Consider the following 26644-nt stretch of genomic DNA (forward strand, 5'->3'; position numbering starts at 1 on the left):
GGAGGATGCGATGCGTTTCAAGGACAAGGTAGCGATCGTCACCGGAGGCGCCGGCGGCATCGGCCTGGCGACTGCGCAGCGCCTGGGCAGCGAAGGCGAGAGGGTGGTGATTGCGGACCGCGATGCGCAGCGCGGCGCGCAGGCCGTGGATACGGTTCAGCGTGCCGGCGCGCCCGATTCCTGGTTCAGCGACTGCGACGTGGCCGATGAGCACGCTATCGCGGCCACGGTTACAGCTTGCATGCGGCGCCATGGCCGCCTCGACGTGATCGTCAACAACGCCGGCCTGATGACCTTCGATCCTCTTGGCAAGCTCACTACCGATGACTGGCGAAGGGTGATGGCCGTCGATTTGCTGGGTGCCTTCCACTTCACGCGCCAAGCCTTCCTGCATATGGCGCACGGCGGCGCGATCGTCAATGTCGCCAGCATCCATGCGATCCAGACCAGCCCGCTGGACGCGCCCTATGCCGCGGCCAAGGCGGCGCTGCTGTCGCTCACGCGCAGCGCTGCCATCGAAGGCCAGGGCAAGGGCATACGCGTGAACGCGGTGCTGCCGGGCGCGATCGATACGCCGATGCTGTGGGATAACCCGAACGTGAAGTCGGGCGCGGAGCGCATCGATCCGAAGGAGGTAGGCAAGCCCGAGCATGTGGCGGCGGCGATTGCGTTTCTGGCTTCGGAGGATGCGGCGTTTGTGCAGGGGACGACGCTGATTGTGGATGGGGGGAGGATGGCGCGGTTGTAAAGGGTCGAGTGCTCTGCGCGGCTTTAGGCATCCGGAGGATGCAGTTGCCTTTGCCTTTGCAGTTGCCTTTGCAGTTGCCTTTGCCGTTGATTTTGGCTTTTGCCGTTGCCTTTGCCGTTGATTTTGGTTTTTGTCGTTGCCGTTGCTTTTAATCCCGTTGATCGCGCCGTGGCGCCGGGCCCTGAAGCGGATAAGGTGCGGCGTCTGTCTGAGCGAAGCGCAGCGTAGCGAGTTTAGCCGCGCCCCGCTTCAGGGTTCGGCGACACGGGAACCCCGCGCAGCGGGGCGCGATCTCCGGGTCGCCTTTTCTTGGTTACTTCTTTTGGCGAATGCAAAAGAAGTGACCCGGCTGCCGGGCCGGGACCCGGCTTGCTCGCCAAGTGCGATGTCCTTTTTGGGTCATCGGGCCTCAAGCCTCGACCGGGCGGGCCTTTCAATCCAAGCCACGATCAACGCGACGACGACCAAGGCAAGTGCCTGCCCCTTCAACGACATCACTCCGGTGATGCAACACGTTCAGCGCCCCCTCGACCTAGCCGGGTCCCGGCCCGGCAGCCGGCCTACTTCTTTTGCCGCCAAAAGAAGTAGGCAAGAAAAGGCGCCCCCGGAGATTGCGCCCCGCTGCGCGGGGTTCCCGTGCCGTCGACGCCCGGAGCGGGGCGCGGCTAAACTCGCTACGCTGCGCTTCGCTCAGACAGACGCCGCACCTTTTCCCGCTCCGGGCATCGCCGTCACGGCGCAATCAACGGGAGTTAAAAGCAACGGCAACGGCACTGCAACTGCAACTGCAACTGCAACTGCAACTGCAACTGCGTAATTTACCTTCCCCCTCTCAAATCATCCTCAACATAAGCCCGCACCACCGCATCAAAATCCGCATCCCCTTCCAATCCCAACGCCAGCGCCCGACTGGCATCCCAGACCGCCGGCCACCCGCCGACGATGCGCGCAACCGTTGCATCCGCCTCCCAGCGTATGCGCGCCACCGCATCCTCACCCCCGGCACGGCGCAACGCCTCCACCATCTCTGCCACGCTGACCGACACGCCTGGCAGATTGAGCGTGCGGCTGTCCCCCAGCGCATCGCCAGCGATCTCATGCCCGCGCAGCAACGCGCGAATTGCGCCGCGCGGCGACAGCAGCCACAGCCGCGTTTCCGGCGCCACCGGGCACACCGCTTCCTCGCCATTGAGCGGCTCGCGGATGATGCCGCTGGCAAAGGAAGAAGCAGCCTTGTTCGGCTTGCCGGGCCGCACCGAGATCGTGGGCAGGCGCAGCACCCGGCCGTCGATGTAGCCGCGGCGGCTGTATTCATTGACCAGCAGCTCGCCGATCGCCTTTTCCACGCCGTAGGAAGAGCGCGGATTGAGCGCTGTCGCGTCCTGCACCACCTCGGGCAGCGCGCCGCCATAGACCGCGACCGAGCTGGTGAACACGAACTTCGGACGGTTGCCCTGCGCCCGGCACGCCTCGAGCAGCAGCCGCGTCGCATCGAGGTTGATGCGCATGCCGAGATCGAAGTCAGCTTCGGCCTGGCCGCTGACGATGGCCGCTAGATGAAATACCGAGCCGACATCGGCGCCAATGAGCTCGCGCACCAGCGCCGCATCGGCAATGTCGCCGACGACGGACTTGATCCTGGCATCGCCAAAGTCGTTCGCGGGCACCACGTCGACCAGCGTGAGCCTGTCGACCGTGGACAGGCGATTCGCGCTGTCGGTCAGTACGCCTTGCTCAAGGATCTTGCGCGCCAGGCGCTGGCCGAGAAAGCCCGCGCCACCAGTGATGACGACATGCATGTTGTCTCCTTTTGTTGTTTGCCGTTGGGCTGACGAAGGAAGCCCAACGTGTTCGCAATCCTGCAGGCGCTCAATGTTGGGCTTGTCAGCCCAACCTACGAAAGAGCCTGCCTGTTATGCCGATCCTGCCGAATCACCTATGGCGTTCACAACCGACATTCAGGTCCGTGCGCTCAAGCCCGTCATCCACTTCAACCCATCCTCGGTGCGGCCGCGCGGACGGTATTCGCAACCCACCCAGCCGTCATAGCCGAGCGCATCGAGCAGGCGGAACAGGTAGGGGTAATTGACCTCGCCATCGTCCGGCTCGTTGCGCTCGGGCACGCTGGCGATCTGCACATGGCCGACGCCGGCGATGTACTTGCGCAGGCTCATGGCCAGATCGCCTTCGACGATCTGCGCATGATACAAGTCCATCTGCACCTTCAGGTTGGGCTCGCCGACCGCTTCGCAAATCGCATGCGCATCAGCCTGGCGATGCAGGAAGTAACCGGGCATGTCGCGCCCGTTGATCGGCTCGATCAGCAGCGTGATGCCATGGCGGCCGAGTTCGCGCGCGGCATAGCGCAGGTTGTCGACGAACACTTCGCGATGCCGCTCGCGCGATGCGCCATTCGGCACCAGCCCGGCCATCGCATGCAAGCGCTTGGTGCCGAGCGCCTGCGCATACTCGAGCGCGCGCGCCACGCCGTCGCGGAATTCCGCCTCCCTGCCTGGCAACGAAGCCAGGCCGCGCTCGCCGCCGGCCCAATCGCCGGGCGGCATGTTGAACAGCGCATTGATCAGCCGGTTTTCCTTCAGCCATTGCGCCACCTCCTGCGGCGCATGCTCGTAAGGGAATAAAAACTCGACCGCTTCGAAGCCTGCTCGTGCCGCGGCTTCGAAGCGCTGCGGGAACGGGACTTCATTGAACATCATCGTCAGATTGGCTGCGAATTTCGGCATGGCATGGTTTTCCTGTTCAAATGTCCAGATGGAAGGCCGCCTTGAGTTCCTCGATCTGCGCGGCGTTCAACGGACTGGTCGGCACATTGCGCAGCAACAGGAACAGCTTTGCGGTCTCTTCGAGTTCTTCAGCGGCATACATGGCGGCGTCAAGGTCCTTGCCGGCCACCACCGGGCCATGGTTGGCAAGCAAAAGCGCATGATGCCGCTTCGCGATGTCGCGTATCGCCTCCGCCAGCGCCGGGTCGCCGGGACGGTGATAGGGAACCAGTGGCAGCCGCCCGATCTTCATCACGTAGTAAGCGGTCAAGGGCGGCAGACAGTCGCAGGCATCAAGGCCGGCCATGCAGGAGACCGCTGCCGCATGCGTCGAATGCAAATGGACGATCGCGCCGGCGCCGCCGCGCTCTTCATACATCGCGCGATGCAGGAAGGCTTCCTTGGTCGGCGCGTCGCCCGATACCAGCCTGCCATTGGCATCGAGCCTGGAAAGCCGCGCCGGATCCAGCCGCCCCAGGCAGGCATTGGTGGGCGTGAGCAGCCAGCCATCGTCCAGGCGCACGCTGATGTTGCCGCTGCTGCCCGGTGCCAGGCCGCGCTGATACAGCACGCGGCCGCATTCGCAGATCTGCTCGCGCAGTGCCGATTCGTTCATGGCAACAGTCTCCATGCCTTGCTGAAGAAATCTTCGCTGCCGAAGTTGCCCGACTTCAGCGCCAGCGCCAGCGGCTGCTCGCCGCCCAGCGTCGTGGTCCATGGCACGCCGGGATCGATCTGCACACCGATGCGCAAGCCTGTCACGTCCAATGCGCTCACCACCGCTCCGGAGGTTTCGCCACCGGCGATGAGCATGCGCCGCACGCCCAGCTTTACCAGGCCGCGCGCGATCGCGGCCAGCGCTTCTTCAACCAGCGCGCCGGCACGGGCCGCGCCCAGCCTTTGCTGCACGGCCTTCACGTCTTCCGGTGCCGCGGTGGCGTAGACCAGCACCGGCCCTTCGTCCAGCAAGGGCGCCGCCCAATCGAGCGCATCGTCGACGAGCCTGTCGCCTTCGGCAAGCCGCAGCGGGTCGATCGCGAAGGCCGGCTGGCCCGATGCAATGAAATGCGCAACCTGCGCATTGGTCGCGCTCGAGCAGCTTCCCGAGATGATGGCGCGCGCGCCGCGCGGCGCATCGAGCGCGCCGGCATGCGCTGTTGCCTGCAGCAGCCCCTTGTCGCGGAAGTTCTGCGGCAAGCCCAGAGCGATGCCGGAACCGGCGGTGACCAGCGGCATGTCATCGAGCGCCCGGCCGATGCGCATCAGGTCTTCATTGTCGATGGCATCGACGATGGCGATCCCCGTGCCTTCGCGCTTCAGGGCCGCGATGCGCTCGCGGATCACCTCCGTCCCGCGCGACACCACGGCATGGTCGATCAATCCGACGCGATTGCGCGCCTGCCGCTGCAGCACGCGCACCAGGTTGGCGTCCGTCATCGGCGTCAACGGATGATGGCGCATGCCGCTGTCGGACAGCAGCACATCGCCGACGAAAAGATGGCCCTTGAAAATCGTGCGGCCGTTTTCGGGAAAGGCCGGGCAGGCGATGGTGAAGTCGGTGCCGAGCGCCTCCATCAGCGCCTCGGCTACCGGGCCGATGTTGCCGGCGTCGGTCGAATCAAAGGTGGAGCAGTACTTGAAATAGAACTGGCGGCAACCCGCATCCTGCAGATAACGCAGCGCCTGCAGCGATGCCTCCACCGCTTCGGATGCGGGCACGGTGCGCGACTTCAATGCGATGACGACCGCATCCACATCCTCTTCCAGCGGCGCGCGCGGCACGCCTATCATCTGGATGGTGCGCATGCCGGCCTTGACCAGCATGCCGGCGAGGTCAGTGGCGCCGGTGAAGTCATCAGCGATGCAACCCAGGAGCAAGGGCATCTCACTCCCCCTCGTTGCGCGCGCCCGGCAGGCTGATGCCGGGGAATACCTTCACTACCGCGGAGTCGTCCTCGCCGCCATGGCCGGCGGCCGCGGCGCTCATGAACATCTGGTGCGCCGTTGCCGACAGCGGCAGCGGGAACACATTCTTCTTCGCATAGTCGAGCACGATGCCCAGATCCTTGACGAAGATGTTGACCGCGGACAGCGGCCGGTAATCCCCGTTGAGTATGTGCGGCACCCGGTTCTGGAACATCCATGAGCTGCCGGCGCTGTTGCTGATGACTTCATACAGCGCCTGCGGATCGCAGCCGGCCTTCAATCCCAGCGCCATCGCTTCGGCCGCGGCGGCGATATGCACGCCGGCCAGCAACTGGTTGATCATCTTTACCTTCGAACCCTGGCCCGGCTTGTCGCCGAGGCGATAGAGCTTCGACGAGATGGCATCGAACAGGGCGGCGCAGGCATCAAAGTCTTCGGCCGTGCCGGCGGCCATCACCGACATCTCGCCCGAAGCGGCCTTGGCCGCGCCGCCCGAGATCGGCGCATCGATGAAGCGCAGGCCCATGGCAGCGAGGCGCTCGCCCAGGCTTTCCGCGAACTCGGGTGACACGGTAGCGCAGCCGATGACGATGGAACCCGGCGCGAGCTGCGAAGCAGCGCCATGCTCGCCAAACAGCACCGCTTCGGTTTGCTGTGCATTGACCACTACGGTCAATAGCGCATCCACCTTTTGTGCCAGCGCGGCCGGCGTATCGGCCACGTGCGCACCGGCTGCGGCGATTTGCTGCAAGGCCTCGGGTCTCACGTCGCAGGCATGCACTTCGAAATTCGCGCGCAACAGTGATTGCGCGATCCCCATTCCCATTGCGCCCAGGCCGATCACGCCAACGCGCTTGATATCCTTGCTCATTCCGACTCCTTGCTGAGATTGGTGCGGCAAAGCGATGGGAAGGCGCCTCGCGGCGCTTTCCCATCGACAGGGTGCGGCTCGGTTGCGTGCTGCTCAGGAAGGTGCGGGATGGATGGTTGCGTTCATGGATGTCTCCTTGTGTTATCGGTTCTTTTGCGCCCGCGCGGCGGCTGGCGATGCGATATGAAACTTGTAACGATGCAGCATAGGAAGCCCGGCCGGCGCTGTCAATTCATTGTTCCGGTTTTCCCGTAATGCCAACCGGGTGTCGCGCATGCCGCTCTTAGCAGCGTGTTATGCGCCGTCAAGCATGCTCTGCCTTTCGCGCCAGGCCTGCTGCACGAAGGGATCGGTGACGCCATACAAGCCGTGGCCGCGGCGCATGATGATGTTCGCCGACATCAATTCATTCATGATCGGCTGTATCTCCTCGATTCTGACTTCGCGCCCGACGGCCCTGGTGTATTCAGCTGCCGCATCGGCGGAAAACAATCCCTTGGCCTCGCCGTCGGCAGCGGCAATGCGGCCAAAGATTGCCATGGCCACGCTGCCAAGCCCTTCGACCTTCGCCAGTTCCGTGTCAGCTGCGGTGGAGCGCAGGGTTGCCGCAATGATGGGCAGAACCTCGTCCGGATTGCTGCCCGGGGGAAGATGGAGCTGCAATTGCCGCAGCGCCCTGATCATTTCCTCGGGACGATTGCCCAGGGTGCGGAAAGCCTCGGTGGCGACGGACTCCGAAGGAAGATTCTTCACGCCATCTTTGGCCAGGCGCTGCAGCAGATAGCGAATGTAGTCGACATCAAGCACCGGATACGCGATCGACGTGGCGCCGTTGAAGGCCTGCGTGCGCCGCGTCGTCAGCTCGCTGACCATGGCGCGGTGCGAGCCGGTGCCGATGAAGAGGAAATGCCCGGGCGTCTGCGGACGCGGATTGACCGCGTCGCGCGCAGCCTTCAGGGCCAGGAGCAGGTTGTTGCCTTCTTCGGTTGTGATTGCCTGCTGCACTTCATCAACGATGAGCACGACGTCGCGTCGGGCCTGATCGACCAGTTCCGTCATCGCTTGCGCCAGCGTGGCACCACCGCTTTGGCCCAGCTTGTCGAGCTTGAAGCCGAACTTGAAACCCATGACACCGATATCGGCGCCGCTGACCCGGGCAAGTCGCGCCAGCAGCGATGAGCCCGGGGTCTGCAATTCTTCGAGCGCTTGCCGAACTGCATCGCGCACGAGCTGAGCCGGATTGGACTGGGTGTCGGACCACAAGTCGACATAGATCACCACCGCGCGCTCTGCCTCGAGCGCCGGAATCAGATCGTGGCGCAGGAAGGTGGTCTTGCCGGTGCGACGCTGTCCCGAGATGAACAGTCCCGAGCGCAGCCCTTCGTTCAGGAAATCGGGACGAATCAGCTGCTGCGCCATCGAGGCGGCAAGCTCTGTCCTGGAGAAAATGGTGCTCATCGAGAATTAGTGGAAATTATGGAATGCGGATAATTATATGCAATCCATAATTTTCAATAAAACTCTGGAGCCGTGGGCAGCCACGCTGCTTGCAAGAAAACGCACGCACCAGATTCAGAGAAGCCTTGGTAAGGACCGCGCATCTCCGGGCTGTTCCACGTGCCACCCGCATGCGCCAGACATTCCTGGCCTACGCAACCGAAGCGCAAACGAAAGGGCCGGATCCCGCATGAAGCGGAATCCGGCCCTTCTTTACCTGCACCCCGGCGCCTGCATGGGCGCCGGCGGCTTCGGTCACGCTACGACATCGACGCGGGCTTATTTCTTGGCTGCGTCGGCTTCGGTCTTCTTCACATCCTTTTGCGCATCGGCGACTTTCTTTTCGGCCTTGGCATGCGCTTTCGCATGGGTCTTCTGCGCCTTTGCATCAGCCTTGGCATCGGTGGCCTTCTCTTCGGCCTTGGCCTTGCTGATCTTTTCCTGTGCCTTCGCGTCCGCCTTGTCTACCTTCGCGTCAGCGCGCGCTTCGGACTTGGCAGCAGCAGCGTCCGTCGTGGTGGTCGTGGTAGTGGCAGGAGCCTGGGCGAAAGCAGCGCCTGCGAACACGGTGGCGATCAGAGCGGCGAGCAGTTTGTTCATGGTGTCTTCCTCTTCAGGTTTGCGGTTAAGCGTTTGCTTGGTTGAGCAGTTGATCTGCCCTCCCTTAACGATGCCCGCAGAAGCGCTGTTGACGCGGAAGATGTAAGGCTTCGTAACTTGTGTATCGGCACGGTGTGGTGGATACGTTGGCTCAGCTTGCACGCTCGAAATGCTCGCGCACGATCGCTTCGAGTGCCTCGAAGGAAACCGGCTTGGTCAGGTGACCGTTGAAGCCCGCAGCAAGTGCCTGTTGCTTGTCGGCCTCCTGGCCATAGCCTGACAGGGCGAGGATCAACGCATGCGCGGTCTCATCCATGTCGCGCATGGCCTTCACCACATCAAAGCCGGTCATGTCCGGCAGGGCGATGTCGAGGATCACGATATGCGGCAGGAAACGTCGCGCCGCGTCGATGCCGCTCCTGCCATCATGCGCCTTCCTCACTTCATTGCCCTGCACTTCGAGCAGGCAGGCCAGCATCTCGGCAGCGTCGACATTGTCGTCCACCAGCAGGATGCGATGCCGGGCATTGTCTTCGGCCTGCGGCGCTTCAACGAGCGGCTGCGATGCATGCGCCTCGCGCTTTGCTGGCAGGCGAACTTCAAAGCTGCTGCCCGCGCCGGGTCCGGCGCTGTCGACCCGCACGCTGCCGCGATGCATCTCGACCAGCGTCTTGACCAGTGCCAGACCAATGCCCAGTCCATCGCGCGCACGCTCGGGCAGATGATTGGCCTGCCGGAACAGTTCAAACACCGAGTTCGTGTCCTGCGCGGACATACCGATGCCATTGTCCTGCACGCGGATCACCACGTCCGCGCCATCGCGCCATGCGGACAGGGCCAACTGGCCTTTTTGCGGCGTGAACTTCGCCGCATTGGTCAGCAGATTGCTGATGATCTGCGCCAGCCGCACCGAATCACCGGCGAGCTTCACATCGCCTTCCGGCAAGACCACTTGCAGCGCATGCTGATAGCGGTCGATCAGGGTGCGCGCGGACTCGACCGCCGCATGCACCACTTCCTTGAGGCTCACCTCTTCCTGGCGCAAATTGATCTTGCCTTGCGAGATGCGCGCCACATCGAGCAGATCATCGATGAGCCGCACCATGTGATCGGTCTGGCGCAGGATGGTGTTGCGCGCGGTTTCCTGAATGCGCGACGCATTCGGCTCCATGAAGGCGAGCAGCTCGACGGCGTTGCGGATCGGCCCGAGCGGATTGCGCAGCTCATGCGCCAGCATCGCCAGGAATTCATTCTTGCGCTGATCCGTCGCGCGCATCTCGCGTTCGGCGCGGCCCAGGCGCAGCAGCGCCCGCACATTGGCCACCAGTTCCTCGGGCTCGATCGGCTCGAACAGATAGTTGTCGGCGCCGCCTTCGAGCGCACGAACCTTGTCGCCCATGCCGATATAGGAAGCCGAGGTTTGCAGCACGAGGATGTGGCGCGTGTCGGGATTGGCCTTGAGCATGCGGCAGACTTCGAATCCGTTGATGTCCGGCAGCTTCACGTCCAGCAGCACCAGCATCGGACGCTGCGCGGCAGCCATGTCGAGCGCATCGCTGCCGTTGGCCGCCTCGATGACGCGAAAGCCGGCGCGGGTCAGGATACGGGTCTTCGCGTACCTTGCCGCTTCGGTGTCGTCCACGTTCAAAATCAGGTCGCTATCGGATTCGGATGTCATCTTGGTTTGTCCAGGCAAGCCGCTGCCTTCACCTTAGCGCATGCCCTGTCTCAGGCGATTAACCTGAGACAAGGGTGGTTGAAGAATTACGCTGCGAGGCCAGCTTTTGCAGCATGGCCACCAGCTCGTCACGGAATACCGGTTTGATGAAGAACGCGTCCGCGCCCAGCGCCAGGCCCTTGGCCTTGTCGTCGACCTCGGTCACGACGATGACCGGAATGCCGGAGCGCACCGGATCGGCCTTGAGCCGCGCAAGCCATCCCCACGCGTCTTCACTGCCAAGGTGAATATCGAGCAGCAAAGCTGCCGGCATCATACTCTCCAGCGCCCGTTCCGCTTCCCAGATGCTGCGCACCAGGATCGGCCGGAATTCGCTGCCGGACAGATACTTCTCATACAGCAGCTGGGTCTGCACATTGTCTTCAACGATGAGCAGCGGCGTCGTGCCGCTTTCCTGCTGCGCCGGCTCGGCCGCGGCCGGCTGCGCGGGCTGACCGTAGCGCAATGGAAGCACTACCGAGAAGATCGAGCCGCGGCCGACCTCGCTTTCGAGTTCGATGCGCCCGCCCAGCAGCAAGGCCAGTTTGCGGCACAGCGGTAGGCCAAGGCCAGTGCCTCTGACGCGCTTTTGCAGGCGGTTTTCCACCTGACCGAACTCCTCGAAGACGATCTGCTGGTTTTCCGGCGCGATGCCAAGGCCCGTGTCGCTTACCGAAAAGCACACCGCCCTTTCCTCTTCAAGCAGCTGCGCGCTGATGCGCACTTCCCCGGCTTCCGTGAACTTGAGCGCGTTCGAGATGAAGTTGCGCAGGATCTGCGACACCTTGGCCTCATCGGTTTCCATCACGTGCACGCCGCGCGGCTCTTCGAACACCAGTTCGACGCGCTCGCCGACAAGGAGCGGCCGCAGCATGCCGCGCAGCGCGCTGAACAATTCATCGATGTCGAAGTGCGCCGGCCGTACCTCGATCTTGCCCGCTTCGATCTTGGCCAGGTCAAGCAGGTCGTTGACCAGTTCCGACAGGGACTCGCTTTGTTTCAGGATGAAGCCGATCTGCTTCTCCTGCTCGACGGTGAGTTCGCCATCGATCCGGTCCAGCAGCAACTTCGACAACGCGCGAATCGAGCTCAGAGGCGTGCGGAACTCATGGCTCATGTTGGACAGGAAGCGCGACTTCATCTCGTCCGCGCGACGCAGATGATCGGCCTTCTCATCGAGCTCGGCATACAGCGCCACGACGCCGCGGTTGGTGTCCTCGAGCTCTCGCGTGAGCTGCATCAGTTCTTCCTGCCGCGCCTTGAGTTCGGCCAGCGTCTGCAGCAGCTCCTGGTTCTGTCGTTGCAGTTCGACGATGGGAGCATTCTCGTCATTCGGTTCGGCAAGCCGGCGGCCAATGTCGCCGAGTCCGGCGGTACTGAGCAGCGGCGCATGCGGCGGCAGCAGCTTCTTCAGCACGATCGTCGTGCCGCGCCCGGCGCCGGTATCGATGTCGAAATGGTCCATCAGGCGCTTGGCGCCGATGAGCCCAAGACCCATGCCGGTGGTCGATTGATAGCGGCCGGACAGCACCAGCTCGAGATGCGGTATGCCCGGCCCGGTATCGGCGATGGTGATGATCAGCACTTGCGGCGCGGTATTGCCTTCGATGGCAAATTCGATGCGACCGGTGCCGGCGTAATTGATCACGTTGCGCGCAAGTTCCGAGACCGCCGTAGCGATGCGGGTCTGTTCCTGCGTTGGGAAGCCGCAGAGTTCGGCGATCTGGCGCGCGCGTCGGCGCGAGGTCACCGTGTCCATTTCATTGCGGATCGCAACGGAAAGTATGCGTATGGCCATATCGCCTCAGCCTCCGTGCTCGCGCACAACCAGCACCGTGACATCGTCGCGGCCGCGCGCAAAGTCCCGGTACAGCACCGCTGCAATCACGCTCGGATGACGCTCGGTCAGGCCCGGATAGCGGTTCAGATCCCAGCGGGTATTGAGCCCGTCCGAGCACAGCACCAGCAGGCTGCCCGGCCGCCAGGGTTGCGTGAACTCCTGGATCTTGTGCGCATTGCCGCCGACGATGCCGTTGTGCGACACCATCTGCCGCCGAGTGCCGCCGACAATAGCGCTGCCGGATTCATACACGCTGGCCATGATGTTGCCGACGCCGCAAAAGCGCAGTTCATCCTCGATCAGATCGATGCGCAGCAGCGCCGCGGCCGCGCCGCGCGTACCGCGCAGGCCGGCATGAACATCCTGCATCAACGCGCCGGGCAGTTGCTCGGGATGGCGTTCGACGATCTCGGCCGCCGCTTCCGAGGCCGCTGCCGCTTGCGGTCCGTGGCCCAGGCCATCCGCCACCAGCGCGGTGACCAGTGTCGGCCCGGCGGCCACGGCCCAGGCATCGCCGCACAGCGTTTCGCCGGTGATTGGCAGACAGACCGCGCCTATGTCGATGGCGCTCGGCGCTCCTGCGCCGCCACGGCCGTAGATGCGCATCGCGATCACGGTGCCCTGCCCTGGCGCGGTATGGATGTCGAAGAAGTCTGTGCCGCGCTGCATCGCGCCCAGGCCAATGCCATAGCTACCGGCGGTGGTGTGCCCGTCGGCGGCGCTGCGCGCGAAATTGGCCATGCCGGGCCCGCGGTCGATGGCGATGATTTCGATGCCGGGCCTGCCGTCAACGACCAGCGGCCGGGCAAGAATCTCGCCGCGCCCGGCATGCTTGAGGATATTGGTGGCGGCTTCGGTGGTGGCCAATGCGACCTGGCCGCAGGCAACTTCATCCAGCGCAATGCGAGCACAGATGTCGGCAGCCATGCGCCGCGCTGCGCCGACGGCGCTGGAATCAGCGACCTCGACGGCGAGCTGGCGCTGCCGCGCGCTCAGTACGGTTTCCATTTGGTGATTCTGACTGTGGTGCCCTTGCCCGGTTCCGAGGTGATCTCGAATTCATCCGAGAGCCGCTTCGCGCCGCCCAATCCCAGCCCCATGCCGCCGCCGCTGGTGTAGCCATCGGTCATGGCCTGCTCGATATCGGCGATACCAGGGCCATGATCGATGAATACCAGCGATACGCCCTTGCGGCCGCCGTTCTGCAGGTTGATCAGGTGCGCCTCGCCGCCGCCGCCGTACTTGACCGTATTGCGCGCCAGTTCACTGGCCGCAGTGACGAGCTTGGTCTGATCGACCAGGCTGAATCCCTGGCTCACCAGGCAGGTCCGCGCCGCCTGGCGCAGACGGACGACATCTTCGTCCGAGCGTAAGGGCACTACGACAACGTCCATGTCCTTCATACCCAAAACGATTGCCTTTCAAAAAGCGGTGGCAGGATAGGCGCCGGCATCATGAGTTTCATACCGCGCTCTCCATGACGCCGATCTCATTCAGCCTGGCGCAGCAGCTGCACGCCGCGCTCGACATTGAGCGCGGTGCGCACGCCTTCGAGCTTCAGGCCGAGCTCCACCAGCGTGATCGCCACTGCCGGCTGCATGCCGACGACGACGGTCTTCGCATCCAGCACGCGCGCCATCGCGGCGGTATTGCTGATCATGCGGCCGATGAAGGAATCGACGATGTCGAGCGCCGAGATGTCGATCAGCACGCCGGTGGCCCGGTCCTTCACGATGCGCGCGGTCAGGTCATCCTGCAGCGTCATCGCCAGGCGGTCGTGCATGTCGACCTGGATCGTCACCAGGAGCAGGTCCCCCATCTTGAGGATAGGAATGCGGTCCATTGGCGTCGCCTTCAGCCGCGCAGATCGCGGGTGTCACGCACATCGCGGATGTCGCGCGTATCGACGACGCCGGCGCCGGTGCGCTTCAATGCGATCTGGAAGGCATCGGCCAGCGTGGCCTTGGTGACCACATCCTCCAGATTCACGCCGAGGTGCACGATGGTCTGCGCGATCTGGGGGCGGATGCCGCTGATGATGCAGTCCGCGCCCATGAGCCGGGCGGCGGCGACGGTCTTCAGCAGATGCTGCGCCACCAGGGTGTCGACGGTAGGCACGCCGGTGATGTCGACGATGGCGATCGCAGCGCCGGTGTCGATGATCTTCTGCAGCAGGTTTTCCATCACGATCTGCGTGCGCGCCGAATCGAGCGTGCCGATCAGGGGCACCGCGAGGATGTTCTTCCACAGTTGCACCACCGGCGTGGAAAGCTCGAGCAATTCCTGCTGCTGGCGCAGGATGACCTGCTCGCGGGCTTTCAAGTGCTGGTCGATGGTGTACAGGCCGAGCGCATCGAACAGCTCGCCGGTGTTGGCGGTTTCTTCGGCCAGCGCCACCGGGTCGGCTGCCATCTGCACGCGCAGCAGGCGGAACAGCGGTTCCTTCAGCGAAAACACGAAGGTGGCGGTATCGAGCGCGGTGAAGCCCTGGCGCAGGCGCGACTGCGAGATTTCATTCAGCAGATTGCGCACCTCGTCCCAGGACGGAGCCTTGGTGTCATAGGTCGCGCCCTGCTTGACCGCGTCGACGATCAGTGGAAGAAGGCGCTGTGCCTGCTGGCGCATTTCGGCTTCGGCATTGCGGTCGCGCCGCACGATGCGGGAGAACATGCCTTCCAGCCAGCCCTCGAGCAGCGCCTGCTGGTTGTCCTGAATGACGGTGGCGAGATAGCCCGTGGTTTCCCTGGTCATTGAGCTTCCTGTTTTTTTGATGGAATGGATAGGTCTTGGATGCCCGCAACGCGCGTGGGCGCCTGTGCGCGAGCCAAGCTCAAGAGGGAGGATGCTACGGCAAGGGTAGGGAGCTCATCCGTAATTCGCGCCGGGTATTGACGAATATCAATGCCTGCGTGAAAAACCGGCCTAGCCGCTTGCGATGTTTCCCCGGCAAGTCTTGTTACCATCGCGGGAATGGAGGACATCACAACAATGCAGGCTGCGCGCTCGCGCAAGCGCATCATCGCCAGCCTCGGCGCGACGCAGATCATGGCCTGGGGCTCACTGTTCTATGCGTTTTCCGTGCTTGGCCCCGAGATCCTGCGCGAACTCGGCTGGCGGCCGGAGCTGGTCTTTGGCGCATTTTCCTGGGGCTTGCTGGTGTCGGGCCTGGCGGCCACGCCCGCCGGCGCCCTGATCGATCGCTACGGCGGCGCGCGCGTCATGAGCGCAGGGTCGCTGCTCTGCGGCGCCGGGCTGATCCTGCTATCGCGCAGTTATGCGCTGGCTTCGTATTACGCCGCCTGGACGCTGCTTGGCATCGGCATGTCGGCAACGCTGTACGAAGCAGCCTTCGCCACGATCAACCGGGAACTGCGCGAGCGCGCACGCGCCGGCATTTCCACGCTCACGCTGTTCGGCGGATTTGCCAGCACGGTGTTCTGGCCGCTGACGGTGAAGCTCGATGCCGCGCTCGGCTGGCGCGATACCTATCTGGTCTATGGCTTGCTGCAACTGGTGCTGTGCCTGCCGCTGCATCTGACCCTGCCGCGGCGCAACGTATCGAACACGGCCAAGGTCAAACCGGGAGCGCAGCCAGACTTCCGCCTGAAGGATGCGCTGCGTCTGCGCGCTTTCTGGCTGCTGGCAGCGGCATTCGCCTTGAACAGCTTTGTCTTCACCGGGCTGGCGGTGCATCTGATTCCGCTGCTGCGACGTCTTGGCCATCCGTTGGCCCCCGTGGTGTTCTGGACAGCCGTCATCGGTCCGATGCAAGTCCTGGGACGCATCGGTGAAATGCGCTTTGCCGGCCGCATGCTGCCGCAGCGGGTGGGACGCTTCACCTTCGCGTTGCTGCCGCTGTCGCTGGGCCTGCTGCTGTTGGCTGGCGGCTGGCTGCCGACGGTTGCGCTGTTCTGCGTGCTGTACGGGCTGTCGAACGGCATCATGACCATCGTGCGCGGTACCGTGCCGCTGCAGTTGTTCGGCCATGCGCACTATGGCGCCATCGCCGGCGCGCTGGCCGGGCCGAATTTGTTGTGCCAGGCGATGGCGCCGCTGGCGATCGCGTCGCTGCTCGATGGCGGGCTCAGCCCAGGACGGTTGCTGGCAGGCCTGCTGGTGGTGTCGATGCTGTCGATGAGTTTCTTTGCCGTAGCGACCCGAAAGGGAAAGGCTCGCGGCGTTTCACGTTCCTGAGGCTGCATGGCCATTTGTGCGCATGCGGAACCTGTTACTTGATGCGTAACTAAAGCTGTCCTTGAACATCGACGCGAGGAACGCATGATACCTACATCTAACAGCACAGCCACGAGGTCCGGACCTCGTTACAAAAATTCAGAAGGCTTTTCCTCTTCCAGAGCCGATACATTCGCGAAGCTGGGGGAAAGTGCGCTACCGCCATTTCCACCTGGCGCGGATTTCGGCAACTACGGTCTGCTGCGACGTTTCGCGCGTGAAGGCGATGCCGTGCTCGTCGGTTCGAAATTCGACCTTTTGGTGCGATCTTGCGCGAAACGCGGCTATTTCGACGTGCTGAGCTGGATGCTTGCGAGAACAGGAACGCAAACGCTCAAATTCAAAATCCAGAAACTTGTCAAGGCAGAGCGCTTGCAGCCCTTGATGGAATGGACACGCACCTTGCCTGTCAAGCTCAATCTCGAGCTCTCGTGCTCCGGGCTCGTCTCACATCCGGCCGAGCTAACGGAAGGGCTCAAGCACAACCCCAACATCCGCGGCATGCATATCGACTGCGAGCCGGGCGACGTCGATAAGCTTGCAGAGCTTCACTTTCATGCGTTTGTGCTCGAGTCCCTGGCAACATGCCCGTCTCTTGAAACCCTGTATTGTCGGATGAGCGATCCCGATATTCGCAACCTGACGACTCTGCTCAAAGAAACCGAGAGCCTGACATCGCTGTCGCTCCAGATATCGCATATCCCTCAACCTTTTATTAATAAACATTTCAGTGAACTGGGCAGCGCTTTTGCAGCATGCCGCACTCTGACGAGATTCCATATTTCTTCCAATAATTTGCCGCTTGCTTTCCGGCCTGAATGGGACCTGGTCTTTTCCCGATTGCTTGCAAGCCCGTACTTGCAAACGCTAACCCTGGAAGACTGGAAGCCCACTCCGGCAGGCATGGCTGCATTCGCCCAAGCCTTGAAAAAGAACAGCACATTGCAGTCCCTGAGCATCACGCTCAGCGAGTTAACCGACGCGGATGCGAAGGTTTTGGCAGAAGGGCTGAAAGGCAATTCGTCGCTGACTGAGTTGCGCTGTGTAAATTGTAGATTGCAAGCGGAAGGTGTTACGGCGCTGCTTTCCGTTGCAGGCAGCCACACGCGAATCCGCAAGCTTGATGTCTCCATGAATTGCGTGCAAGCGAAAGCGATGGGAGAAGTGGCTTCCGCCTTGCTTCAAAACCGGTCACTGGAATTCCTTGTTCTGGGAGACTCTCTTTATGATCTCGGAGAGAATCATTCCAACTTCGTTAGAGATCTGGTACCAGCGATCAGAGCGAACGGCCGCCTTCGCTTGCTATGCATCTCTAGTAGAAATCTTTCGCAAGACATTTTGCAGATGCTGAGCTTGCGGCAGCTGCATCAAGAGATGCCGCACCTGGAAATCCAGCTCGATGGGAAAACGCTGGACTGGGAACAGCATCGTGTCACTGTCATCTCAAAACTGCACCTGCTCAAAACAGTAGCGCAAATCGATGGGGGCCAGTCAGGCCCTGACACGGGACGGGCTCCAGGCAGCGATATTAGATTGCGGCAAGAGGACTGGGACGCTCTGCGTCCCTTGCTGGACCCACCAGTCTCTGGCAACCCTTGGCCACGTCCTGAAAACGCGCTGCGCCCCATCACCGCGTCTCACTTCGAAGCTATCGATAGCACCCGTGCACGGTATATCTCAACATCCGACTTCCCCGGCTTCGATCTGACCGACGACACTGGCACAATCACCCGCTTCACCACTCTGGTCCGGGACGAGCTGATCATCAGCGGCAAGCAACGCTACGAACCCGAATTCGATCGCGTCTTCCCGATCCGCCATCCCGGCAATCCGAGCCTCGTGCATCCCGACTATGCGAATGAAAACGATCCCCGCAAATGCGGCGGGAAGGTCAGGCTTCGAGGCATCGGCTTCTACAAGGACTCCGGCGCATCCATGAGCAAATCGTATCTCTGGAACGAGCTCAAAAAAAATTTCCCTGGCCATCGCATTCCCGACCAGGAAGCGCTGATCGCTCTGATCAAGCAATCGGCGACAGCGGAAATCGAAGCGACACTGCACGGCAAGTTTCCGCCTTCCGCACGAAGCCTGTCGGTGGTGAAGCTGACTCGCGAACAATGCGATGACGAGAACGAGGCTGACATGCTTGCCGGTCAATATGGCGTCGTCCTTGCAAACTATGCCGCTGATCAGCAACCGAGCCTTGACAAGGGTAGGATCGCGGGCATTTTCGCCGGCGGCATGATGCGCACTCCCGAAGACAGGGATCTCTACGAAGCCGCATACGGCGAACAAGCGGCCAAGGACTACGGCGCGGAGGTGCGCAAGTATGGAGGCGGAGGCAAGGACATGATCGGCTGGAATCCCTACGGCGGTGGCAATGCGCTGCAATTCTTGAATTCCACCTTTGTTCTGCACACCGATGGCGAGATGCGCGTCGATTCTGGAAGAACCAACGCCATACTGTTTCCGCTGCGGCTCGAACTGATCGACCGGCACGGCCACGAGCGAACCGAAACCATGCTGGCGGTGATTCAGGTCCGTCTAGTCGCACAAGGCAAGCAACTGAAGCTGGATTATGGTCCGGAATATCGCCTGCAGCTGCAGGCAGCGCGGAATGCCCTTCGGCCCGTCAAGCAGGAGGGAAGCACGCATTGATCCCGCTGCGGCGGCTCGCGCCCAAGATGCACTCGGGTCTTGTGCCTTACAAGGCTCGCTGCAGCAGCCGGAACACCGCCGCGCCCACGCCGGCCATGCTTTCCCCGGCGACCAACCCGGCCGCCACCGCGATGCCGTAGCGCTGCGCAAGCGCGCGCCAGCGCAGGCCGACCAGCCAGGTAAGCAGCGCGCCCAAGCCCATCATCATCGATACCGATGCCGGCAGGATGAACGCCAGCCCAAGCGCCGCCGGACTCGGCAGCCAGCGCACGTGCCGCGCCGGCAGCAAGGTTTCCGCGGTGCCCAGCAGCGTGCCGCACAGCGCTCCGATCAGGATCGCCGCATGCACATCCGCGGACAGGGATCCCAAACCCGCCGAGAGCGTCTGCGCCACCGCCTTCCAGGTTGCCACCGCCGGCGCCGGCCATTCCTGGCTCAACAGCATCGATTGCGGATCGGGAATCAGCGCGCGGTAGGCCAGTACGCCAATGACGCTGCCCACGGCAATGCCCACGCATTGCGCAGCCAGCTGGCGCATCGGCGTGGCGCCAATGGCGCGGCCGACGCGAAAGTCGTTCATCAGGTCGGTGCACTGCCCGGCCGCGCCGCCGGCGGTGTTGGCGCTCATCAGGTTGACCGTCACCTGCCCCGGCGCGAGGATGCCGAAGCTCAACTGCGACACCTTGCCGATGGCGCCTATCGGCGCGATGCCGGTGGCGCCGACTACGCGCGCGGCCACCACGGCCAGGCACAGCGCCAGCGGAATCGACAGCATGGCCATCCACGGCTCGATGCCGAACAGCAGGATCTGCAGCGCCACCACCAGCAGAACCGACAGCAGCAGGCCCAGCGCCGGCCCCGGCGCCGGCAGGCGCAGACCCGGGGCGCTCGCGCTGCCGCCAGACTGGCGACGCAGCAGGCGCAGCGCCAGGCTTGCCAGCGTGGCGCACACCATGAAGCTCACGCCGGGCCAGAGCAGCCACTGCACCAGCGCGGCGAACTGCGGGCCGCTGGCCTCCGGCGGCAGCGTCACCAGCCCATGCGCCAGCAACCACGGCGCCAATCCTCCCCATGCCAGCAATGCCCCGGCCAACAGCGACATGCCCACGCGCATGCCGATGATGATGCCGAAGCCGAGCAGCAGCATCGATGGATCGAAGTTAAAGCCGAGCCGCTCGAAGAGCGGCGTGGGCGCCCAACGCGGTATCGGGCGTTGAAAGTCGTCGAACCATTTCACCAGGCCGGAGAGGAAGGCGGCGATAAACAGTGCCGCCAGCCGCTGCGCCGCTTCGCGGCCGTTGCGGTAAGTGTTGGTCAGTGCCTCCAGCGTGGCCACGCCTTCGGGAAAGACCAGGGCATCGTCATCGACCAGCGAGGGGCGCAGATACCAGGCGATCCAGATGCCGAAAAAGCTGACCGAAAACACCCATGCCATCAGCGGCAACGGCGGCAGGGACTGGCCGGTGAGCAGGGTATGCGCCGGGATGGGCGCCACGAGTCCGCCCGAGACGATGGAGGCAGCGGCCGAGGCCACGGTCTGATTGATATTGCTTTCATGCACTGTCCATCCCGGACCGCGTCCCCAGCGCGCGGCCAGCCCCTGCCAGAAACCGAAGCCGGCCAACAGCGCGATGATGGACATGTTGAAGGACCAGCCTATCTTCAGGCCCGCGTAGACATTCGACGGCGTGAGCAATACGCCGAGCAGCGTGCCGGTGCACAGCGCGCGCAGGCTGAGTTCGCGTTCGACCTTCATCACGGGAACGGCAGTCGATGCGCTCTGTGCTGCGCTCGACGGGGAATCGGAACGGATCTGCATGCGTTCGGGTCTCAGGGCTTGATTCAATGCGGTTGACGGCGACGCAGCCAGCCCACCGGCCCGGGGGAAGTATTGCGCCTCTATCAGAGGACTGACGATGCCGGCGAAGGTTCGCACCGCGACAATATCGACGTCAGGCTTCTATCGCGATTGGCGATGCGCCATACAGGCTGCGGTTGAGGACGAGGCCAACGCGGGAGCGCTTGACCTTCCCACGGCGGGAGGGTCCAGACTGAGGGCTGTGGTTCTTTCAACGAGGAGAAAACGCGATGTATGAACTCAAGGTAGAAGGCATGACTTGCGGCGGCTGTGTGCGCAGCGTGACGAAATCGGTGCAATCAGTGGATGGCAATGCCCGCGTGGACGTGGATCTGCCCAGCGGCCGGGTGCGCATCGATAGCGCCGCGCAACTTGATGCGGTGAAGAACGCCATCGAGGACGCGGGTTATACGGTCACGTCGGCCACACCCGCTTAGTCCGCTCTGTGGGGTGTGCCGGCCGGTCCGGATGCAGAGGCCTCTTGCGCCTCTGCGGCAGGCTGGCGCAGTAGTTCAATCAATGTCTACGCCAGCGCATGGCAGGCCATGGAAGGCTCGATGCGTCATTCGAACTCAAAGGCCATGTCATCCAGCATCCGGATGATTTCCTCCTGCACCGCGAGCAGTTCGGCCGCCAGGTAAGCGTCGTCGCCGTCAAGATTGATCATGTCAAGGAACTCGGCGCTGTAGCCGGCTTGTCGTGCCAGCGACTGCACCTGATAGATACGGCTCGTGACGAAGGCAAGCGGCTCATGCGCCGCACTGGAATCAACGCGTTGCAGCAGGTCGGGCCATCCTGCGAACACCGCCGCCACGCGGCCACAGGACAGGCCACGAGATTGTGGCGCGTCATCGTTTGGGGGGTTAGCGGGCGGCAGCAATTCGTACACCGCGCGGATGCAGTCCGCATCGAGGCGGGCACGATGCAGCCGGAACGCCACGCTGAAACGCTCCGGGTCAAAGCGACGCAGCATCACTTCCGCGGTTTCGGCCACGGCGAGAATGCGTGCCAGGCGATCGATCCCCGCGCCGGATGTGCCGCCTGGATAACCGCTGCCGTCCAGCCGCTCATGATGCTGCAGCACCGCTTGCAGCGCGTCCTCCGGCACGGCAGGAATGCGGCTCAGAATTGCATGGCTCGTGACCGGATGAACATGGATGACATTGCGTTCCGGGCCCTGCAGCATGCGGCCGGACTTCAACAGCTCCGGATCGGTATGCATTTCGCCAAGGTCCTGAGAAAGCGCCGCCAGCATCAGGTTGCGCATTTCGGAAGCGCTCAAGGACAGACGCGCGCCGATGGCACGCGACAGCAGCACAAGATAAAGCGAATGCCGGTACAGCGCTCCGCGCTCGCTCTTCATCACCGTAAGCCGGAAACCCCGGGTCGCGGTGCAGCGGCATCTGCGACAGCGTCCATTTCCAGCCCTGCGCGTCGCCACTGCGCTGCATGATGCGACCTAGCATTTCATCCTGCGTCAGGGCAGCATCCAGGTCGCGGGTCAGCGCCACCGCGTCCACAATATCGCTAGTCTCCAGCGCGGCATCCAACGGTATCGTGAGCTTGTGCTGCAAAAGGCGGTGAAGCATGCCGGCATTGAGCCTTGCGCCGCGGGCCAGAAGCTCGATGCCGTTGGCGGCATGGATGTCTTCGCGCGCAACGACGTTTCTGCTTCGGCTCATGTCCGTCACGGCACGCAGGTAATGAGGCGCCTGGTCCGCCGGCTGTGTGTCATCCGCCTGCGGCTTGCGGCCAGCGCCATCCCGCGGCGTCATGCGGCAGCCTCATTGGCGGCGCATGCAGGCTCACGATAACGGCAGACACGGCCCCTGCCCTGCTGCTTGGCCTGATACATTGCCTGGTCCGCGCAACGAAGCAGCGTGGCCTCATCGCTGCCGTCGCCTGGGAAGACGGCAACGCCGATGCTGCCTGAGGTTTCGAGCGCCAGGTTACCTATGTGGAAAGGCGCGCTGATTGCCGCAAGCATGTCAGCCGCTACAGCGAGCGCATCGGCTTCGTCGGCAATGTCCGGAAGCAGCGATACGAATTCGTCGCCGCCCAGGCGCGCTACGGTGTCGCTATGCCTCAGGCGCGAAACAGCACGCTGCGCAATCTCTTTGAGCAGCAGATCGCCAATTTCGTGCCCATGGCTGTCGTTGACCAGCTTGAAATGGTCCAGGTCAAAGTAGAGCACTGCAAGCTTGCCGCTCTTGCGTTGTGCCTGCGCGAGTGCCTGACGCAGCTTTTCCGACAGCAGCGTCCGGTTCGGCAACCCGGTCAGCGCATCGTGCTGTGCCTGATGGCGCACTTCGTCTTCCCGGCGCCTGCGATCGCTGATATCGCTGAAGGTGCCAACCATGCGCAGCGCTCGACCGTCCGGCGCGCGAGCCACGACCATGCCGCGCGACAGTATCCACATCCATCTTTTGTCCTTGCCGCGAATGCGGTGCTCCAGTGTATAGCTCGGCACCCTTCCCTCGAGGTGTGCGCTGATTGTGGCATTGACCAGCGCTATGTCGTCGGGGTGCACTGCCATGCGCAGCGTAGTCTCATTGCAGGCGAGCGTGTCTTCATCGGTGCCAAGCAATTCCATCACGCGAGGCGACAGATAGGCACGCTGCGCTCGGATGTCCCAGTCCCATACGCCCTCTCCAGCGCCTTCAAGCGCGAATTTCCAGCGCGCCTCGGCTTCGGCCATGCGCCGCAGCAGTTGCTCGCGACGGTAGGTCGCCTTGGTGATGATCCAGCACATGGCCGCCAGCAGTAATGAAATGCCGATGCCGGCAAGAACATACAGCTGGCGCTGACTGGCATAGCGTTCCCGGGCGTCCGCCATGGATTCCCCGACGCTGATGCTAAGGCCGTACTGCGCCAGCGTACGAACGGAATACAGGCGGGCAATGCCGTCGACCGAGGAGACCGCATGGATCGCTCCTGCATTGGCATCGGCACCGGACGAATCGGAGGTCTTCAGCGTTTCAGTCATGCTGTCCTGTCTGCCATTTCGGGTGGATCGGGCCAGGAGGACGCCATCGGCGCGACTTACACTGACTGCGCCCTGGGGGCCAAGGTAGACGTCGCTGTGAAAGCGCGAGAAGTATCCGGGATCCACCGATGCCACGATGACCCCGACGACCTTGCCTCGCTCGTCGGAAAGCGCCCGGGTGAATTGAACCGACCATTTATGCGAGACCCTGCCCCACAGCGGTCGGCTGATGAACAGTCTGTCTTGCGTGGCACTGAGTTGCGCGCGTACGTGCTCGCGGTCTGACAGATCGATGCGCCCGGGATGCGCATCGCTGCTGGAGTATTGCAAGATGCCCTTGGCATCGACGATTGCAATCTGGAATACCCCCCTGTCCTGCAAATTGCGGGACAGCTCCGACAGGAAGGCCTGGAAGGTCTGCGGTCCGGCCCGCCAATGCGAGCGCAGGGCAATCAGCGACAGATCGATGCTCGCCACCGTTGCACTGACTTCCTCGGCCAATGCCTGCGACAGATTGATCACGTCATGCCGGCTCTCGCGTTCAGCGATCAGGTTCAGGTGTCCCAGTTCATGACCAACCCCGCTCCACAGCAGTCCGAGCAGGAAGGCGTACCGCCGCGGTAGCGACAGCGATTGATACAGGTGTCGGAGGCGGTCGAACCATCCGTATTGGCTGGAATCGGAGAATGGCATGGTCGAATTCCCGGTGAGAAATGCGGCGCGTCAAGTCAGGCACAGGGCTACCGGTTCACTCACGGCATAGCCATCCCTGAGCAGCGCTTCGAAACTTTCCGGCGTCAATGGACGCGAGAGCAGGTAGCCCTGGCCATAGTCGCAGCCGGCGCGTGCAAGCAGCTCCCGGTGGGCCGGCTCCTCGATGCCTTCGGCGACGACTTTGATGCCAAGCTTGTGCGCCATTGCCACGATCGCTTCGGAAAGCATTTCGTCGGATCGGTTGCGATGCATGTCGCGCACGAAAGCCTGGTCGATCTTGATGTAATCGATGTCAAAACTGCGCAGATACGAAAGTCCCGAATATCCGGTGCCGAAGTCGTCAAGGGCGATCTGCATGCCCGCGGCGTGGAAGGCGCCCAAACGCTCCTTCGACTGCTCCCCGGCCTCGAGCAGCAAACCTTCGGTGATTTCGATGACCAGCGAGCTGCGCGGCAGTCCCAGCGCTTCGCAATGTCGGATCCAGCGCTCGGGCAATGCATCATCGAGACGGAACTGCGCAGGCGATACATTGACGCCGATCTGAAATCCTGCTGGAGCAATCGCTTCCCAGCGCAGGCGCCATTGCGCGGCTTGCCGGAATACCCAGTCGCCAATAAGGACAATCAGTCCCGTGGATTCCGCTACTGGAATGAACTCCGCCGGACTGATGATGCCATGGCGCGGATGGCGCCAGCGCAGCAGCGCTTCGGCCTTGACCAAAGCGCCGTTCTCGAGGTCGACAATCGGTTGAAACGCAAGTTCGAATCGTCCGCTGTCTATCGCATCGCGCAGGTCGGCGATCATCTTGATACGGCGTACCGCCTGCTCATGCAGCGCGCGGGTAAAAAACTGGAAACGGTTGCGGCCGGACTGTTTGGCTGCATGCATGGCCTGTTCAGCAGTGCTAAGCAAGGCGTCGACGGTGTCGGCATCGTCCGGTGCGATCGCGATGCCAATGCTGGGCGACAGATAGATCCTTTCGTCACCGATCAGAAATGGCTCGCCGATGGCTTCGACGATTTTTTTCCCCGTTCTCTCGACAAGGGACAAGGCATTCGAGGTCTGAGGATCGGCAAGATCGTTCAGCACGATGGCGAATTCGTCGCCGCCTATGCGCGCCACCGTGTCCGAGGCGCGCACGCAATTGCGCAACCGCCTTGCGGTTTCCATCAGCACTTGGTCGCCTATGCCGTGTCCAAACGTATCGTTGACCTCCTTGAAACCGTCGAGGTCCATGGTGAGTAATGCCAGCTTGGCCTGTCTGGCATTGGCTGGTGCGATCCGCTGCTGCAGTCGCTTGCGCAGCAGGTGTCGGTTCGGCAAGGCGGTCAACGCGTCGACATTGGACTGCGTCCAGACAGCATTGTCATAACGCAGCTTTTCGCTGATGTCGGAAAAGAGGCCGACATAGCGCTGAATGCGGCCTTCTTTGTCGCGGACTGCGCTGATGGTCAGACGTTCGGCGTATTCCTCGCCATTCTTGCGGCGGTTGATCAACTGTCCGCGCCAGGTGCCAATTGTCTTCAGTGCGGTCCACATCTCCTGATAGAAGGCATCGGTCTGGCGACCGGAACGTAGTAGTGCAGGCGTGCGCCCGATGGCATCCGCTTCGGTGTATCCGGTCAAACGCGTGAAGGCATGGTTGATGGCGATGATGTGAGTGTCAGCGTCCGTGACCATCATCCCTTCGTCGCTGTGTTGATACACCAACGCGGCTAATTCAAGGGTTTCATTGGTTGGCCGTTCCCCGCTCCTTTCGCTTTGAAGGTAGCGGTTTGCATCATTCATGGTGATTAGCATTGTCGGTTGCTTGACACCAGTGAGCTGAACCGCTTGCAGCGCAACGGTTTTCTGCAAGCCTTTCGCGTCCCGCAGCGCTAGGACTTGGCAAGCGCCTGGTGTGCTGCACAGGATTTCCAGCACTTTCCGCGTACCGGCTGGTTGGTCGCACAACTCATCTACTGCCTTGCCTACCAGTTCGGAGGCCGTGGTCTGAAGCAGGTTGCAGGCAGCTTCATTCACCTCAACAATGGCGCGGTCATGTGCGCCGACGAGAAGGAATGCGGTTGGCGTGGTCTCGAAAATCTTGCGGTAGAGCGACTCTGACATAGGAAGGCGCGTGCGTGAGCATGCAATGAGCGTTGCGGATCGCAAAGTTGTCGCTGAAACGGTTTTGCCTGGATTGTTGGTTTGACAGTTTATATATTTACTAT

General features: G+C 62.6%; 21 protein-coding genes. 4 read left to right on the forward strand and 17 right to left on the reverse strand.

Translation table 11 applies throughout. The features are described 5' to 3' along the window. Nucleotides 1–10: 10 nt before the first annotated feature. Nucleotides 11–748 carry an SDR family NAD(P)-dependent oxidoreductase gene (locus JJB74_RS24320; RefSeq protein WP_200596314.1) on the forward strand — a complete coding sequence of 246 codons (738 nt, stop codon included), beginning with the start codon at nt 11–13 and terminating at the stop codon, nt 746–748. Between the two features lie 818 nt (nt 749–1566). Here the strand turns inward: JJB74_RS24320 and denD are convergent. From denD to JJB74_RS24385, 13 genes are all read right to left on the reverse strand, one after another. Then, on the reverse strand, nt 1567–2547 hold the full coding sequence (gene denD, locus JJB74_RS24325) for a D-erythronate dehydrogenase (RefSeq protein WP_200596316.1): 981 nt from the start codon (nt 2545–2547) through the stop codon (nt 1567–1569). Between the two features lie 159 nt (nt 2548–2706). Then, complete coding sequence (gene otnI, locus JJB74_RS24330; RefSeq protein ID WP_200596318.1) at nt 2707–3492, reverse strand: 2-oxo-tetronate isomerase; 786 nt, start codon at nt 3490–3492, stop codon at nt 2707–2709. A 16-nt stretch (nt 3493–3508) separates the two neighbouring features. After that, nucleotides 3509–4147: a 3-oxo-tetronate 4-phosphate decarboxylase gene (gene otnC, locus JJB74_RS24335; protein WP_200596319.1), complete on the reverse strand. Its 639-nt coding sequence runs from the start codon at nt 4145–4147 to the stop codon at nt 3509–3511. Next, complete coding sequence (gene otnK / locus JJB74_RS24340; protein WP_200596321.1) at nt 4144–5415, reverse strand: 3-oxo-tetronate kinase; 1272 nt, start codon at nt 5413–5415, stop codon at nt 4144–4146. The genes otnC and otnK overlap by 4 nt, the downstream gene beginning before the upstream one ends. 1 nt (nt 5416) lies before the next feature. Beyond that, nucleotides 5417–6328, reverse strand: a complete 912-nt coding sequence (ltnD, locus tag JJB74_RS24345) for an L-threonate dehydrogenase (RefSeq protein ID WP_200596323.1) — start codon at nt 6326–6328, stop codon at nt 5417–5419. A 294-nt stretch (nt 6329–6622) separates the two neighbouring features. After that, nucleotides 6623–7786, reverse strand: a complete 1164-nt coding sequence (locus tag JJB74_RS24350) for an ATP-binding protein (RefSeq protein WP_200596325.1) — start codon at nt 7784–7786, stop codon at nt 6623–6625. Nucleotides 7787–8104: 318 nt separating this feature from the next. Next, nucleotides 8105–8425, reverse strand: coding sequence for a hypothetical protein (locus tag JJB74_RS24355; RefSeq protein WP_200596327.1), 321 nt, complete (start codon nt 8423–8425; stop codon nt 8105–8107). 151 nt (nt 8426–8576) lie between these two features. After that, nucleotides 8577–10103, reverse strand: a complete 1527-nt coding sequence (locus JJB74_RS24360) for a response regulator (RefSeq protein ID WP_200596329.1) — start codon at nt 10101–10103, stop codon at nt 8577–8579. Nucleotides 10104–10161: 58 nt separating this feature from the next. Then, nucleotides 10162–11940: an ATP-binding protein gene (locus tag JJB74_RS24365; protein ID WP_200596331.1), complete on the reverse strand. Its 1779-nt coding sequence runs from the start codon at nt 11938–11940 to the stop codon at nt 10162–10164. A 6-nt stretch (nt 11941–11946) separates the two neighbouring features. Beyond that, on the reverse strand, nt 11947–12990 hold the full coding sequence (locus JJB74_RS24370) for an ATP-binding SpoIIE family protein phosphatase (RefSeq protein ID WP_200596333.1): 1044 nt from the start codon (nt 12988–12990) through the stop codon (nt 11947–11949). Then, complete coding sequence (locus JJB74_RS24375; RefSeq protein WP_234484812.1) at nt 12975–13376, reverse strand: anti-sigma regulatory factor; 402 nt, start codon at nt 13374–13376, stop codon at nt 12975–12977. Before JJB74_RS24375 ends, JJB74_RS24370 begins: the two co-directional genes overlap by 16 nt. 95 nt (nt 13377–13471) lie before the next feature. After that, entirely contained in the window at nt 13472–13825 is a 354-nt protein-coding gene (locus JJB74_RS24380) for an STAS domain-containing protein (protein WP_200596334.1), read from the reverse strand. 11 nt (nt 13826–13836) lie between these two features. Then, nucleotides 13837–14733, reverse strand: coding sequence for an STAS domain-containing protein (locus tag JJB74_RS24385; protein ID WP_200596336.1), 897 nt, complete (start codon nt 14731–14733; stop codon nt 13837–13839). 237 nt (nt 14734–14970) lie between these two features. Here JJB74_RS24385 and JJB74_RS24390 point away from each other — a divergent pair, with 237 nt between their 5' ends. Then, nucleotides 14971–16176, forward strand: coding sequence for an MFS transporter (locus JJB74_RS24390; protein ID WP_200596338.1), 1206 nt, complete (start codon nt 14971–14973; stop codon nt 16174–16176). Nucleotides 16177–16260: 84 nt separating this feature from the next. Continuing rightward, a complete protein-coding gene (locus JJB74_RS24395; RefSeq protein ID WP_200596340.1) occupies nt 16261–18873 on the forward strand; it encodes a leucine-rich repeat domain-containing protein in 2613 nt (870 codons plus the stop codon). Between the two features lie 46 nt (nt 18874–18919). Here the strand turns inward: JJB74_RS24395 and JJB74_RS24400 are convergent, their stop codons facing one another. After that, nucleotides 18920–20692 carry an OPT family oligopeptide transporter gene (locus JJB74_RS24400; protein ID WP_200596342.1) on the reverse strand — a complete coding sequence of 591 codons (1773 nt, stop codon included), beginning with the start codon at nt 20690–20692 and terminating at the stop codon, nt 18920–18922. Nucleotides 20693–20961: 269 nt separating this feature from the next. On the opposite strand from JJB74_RS24400, the gene JJB74_RS24405 reads away from it, so the two are divergent. Further along, nucleotides 20962–21168 (forward strand): heavy-metal-associated domain-containing protein, encoded by a 207-nt coding sequence (locus JJB74_RS24405; protein ID WP_200596344.1) that lies wholly within the window; start codon nt 20962–20964, stop codon nt 21166–21168. Between the two features lie 125 nt (nt 21169–21293). On the opposite strand, the gene JJB74_RS24410 is transcribed toward JJB74_RS24405, so the two are convergent. From JJB74_RS24410 to JJB74_RS24420, 3 genes are all read right to left on the reverse strand, one after another. Next, the gene (locus JJB74_RS24410; RefSeq protein ID WP_200596345.1) at nt 21294–22094 is read right to left on the reverse strand and encodes an HD-GYP domain-containing protein; all 801 of its coding nucleotides are present in this window, start codon (nt 22092–22094) and stop codon (nt 21294–21296) included. 408 nt (nt 22095–22502) lie between these two features. Continuing rightward, on the reverse strand, nt 22503–24410 hold the full coding sequence (locus JJB74_RS24415) for a bifunctional diguanylate cyclase/phosphodiesterase (protein WP_200596347.1): 1908 nt from the start codon (nt 24408–24410) through the stop codon (nt 22503–22505). Between the two features lie 30 nt (nt 24411–24440). Continuing rightward, a complete protein-coding gene (locus JJB74_RS24420) occupies nt 24441–26540 on the reverse strand; it encodes a putative bifunctional diguanylate cyclase/phosphodiesterase (RefSeq protein ID WP_200596348.1) in 2100 nt (699 codons plus the stop codon). Nucleotides 26541–26644 lie beyond the last annotated feature (104 nt).

The sequence above is a fragment of the Noviherbaspirillum pedocola genome (assembly GCF_016632335.1).
GTDB lineage: Bacteria > Pseudomonadota > Gammaproteobacteria > Burkholderiales > Burkholderiaceae_D > Noviherbaspirillum_A > Noviherbaspirillum_A pedocola.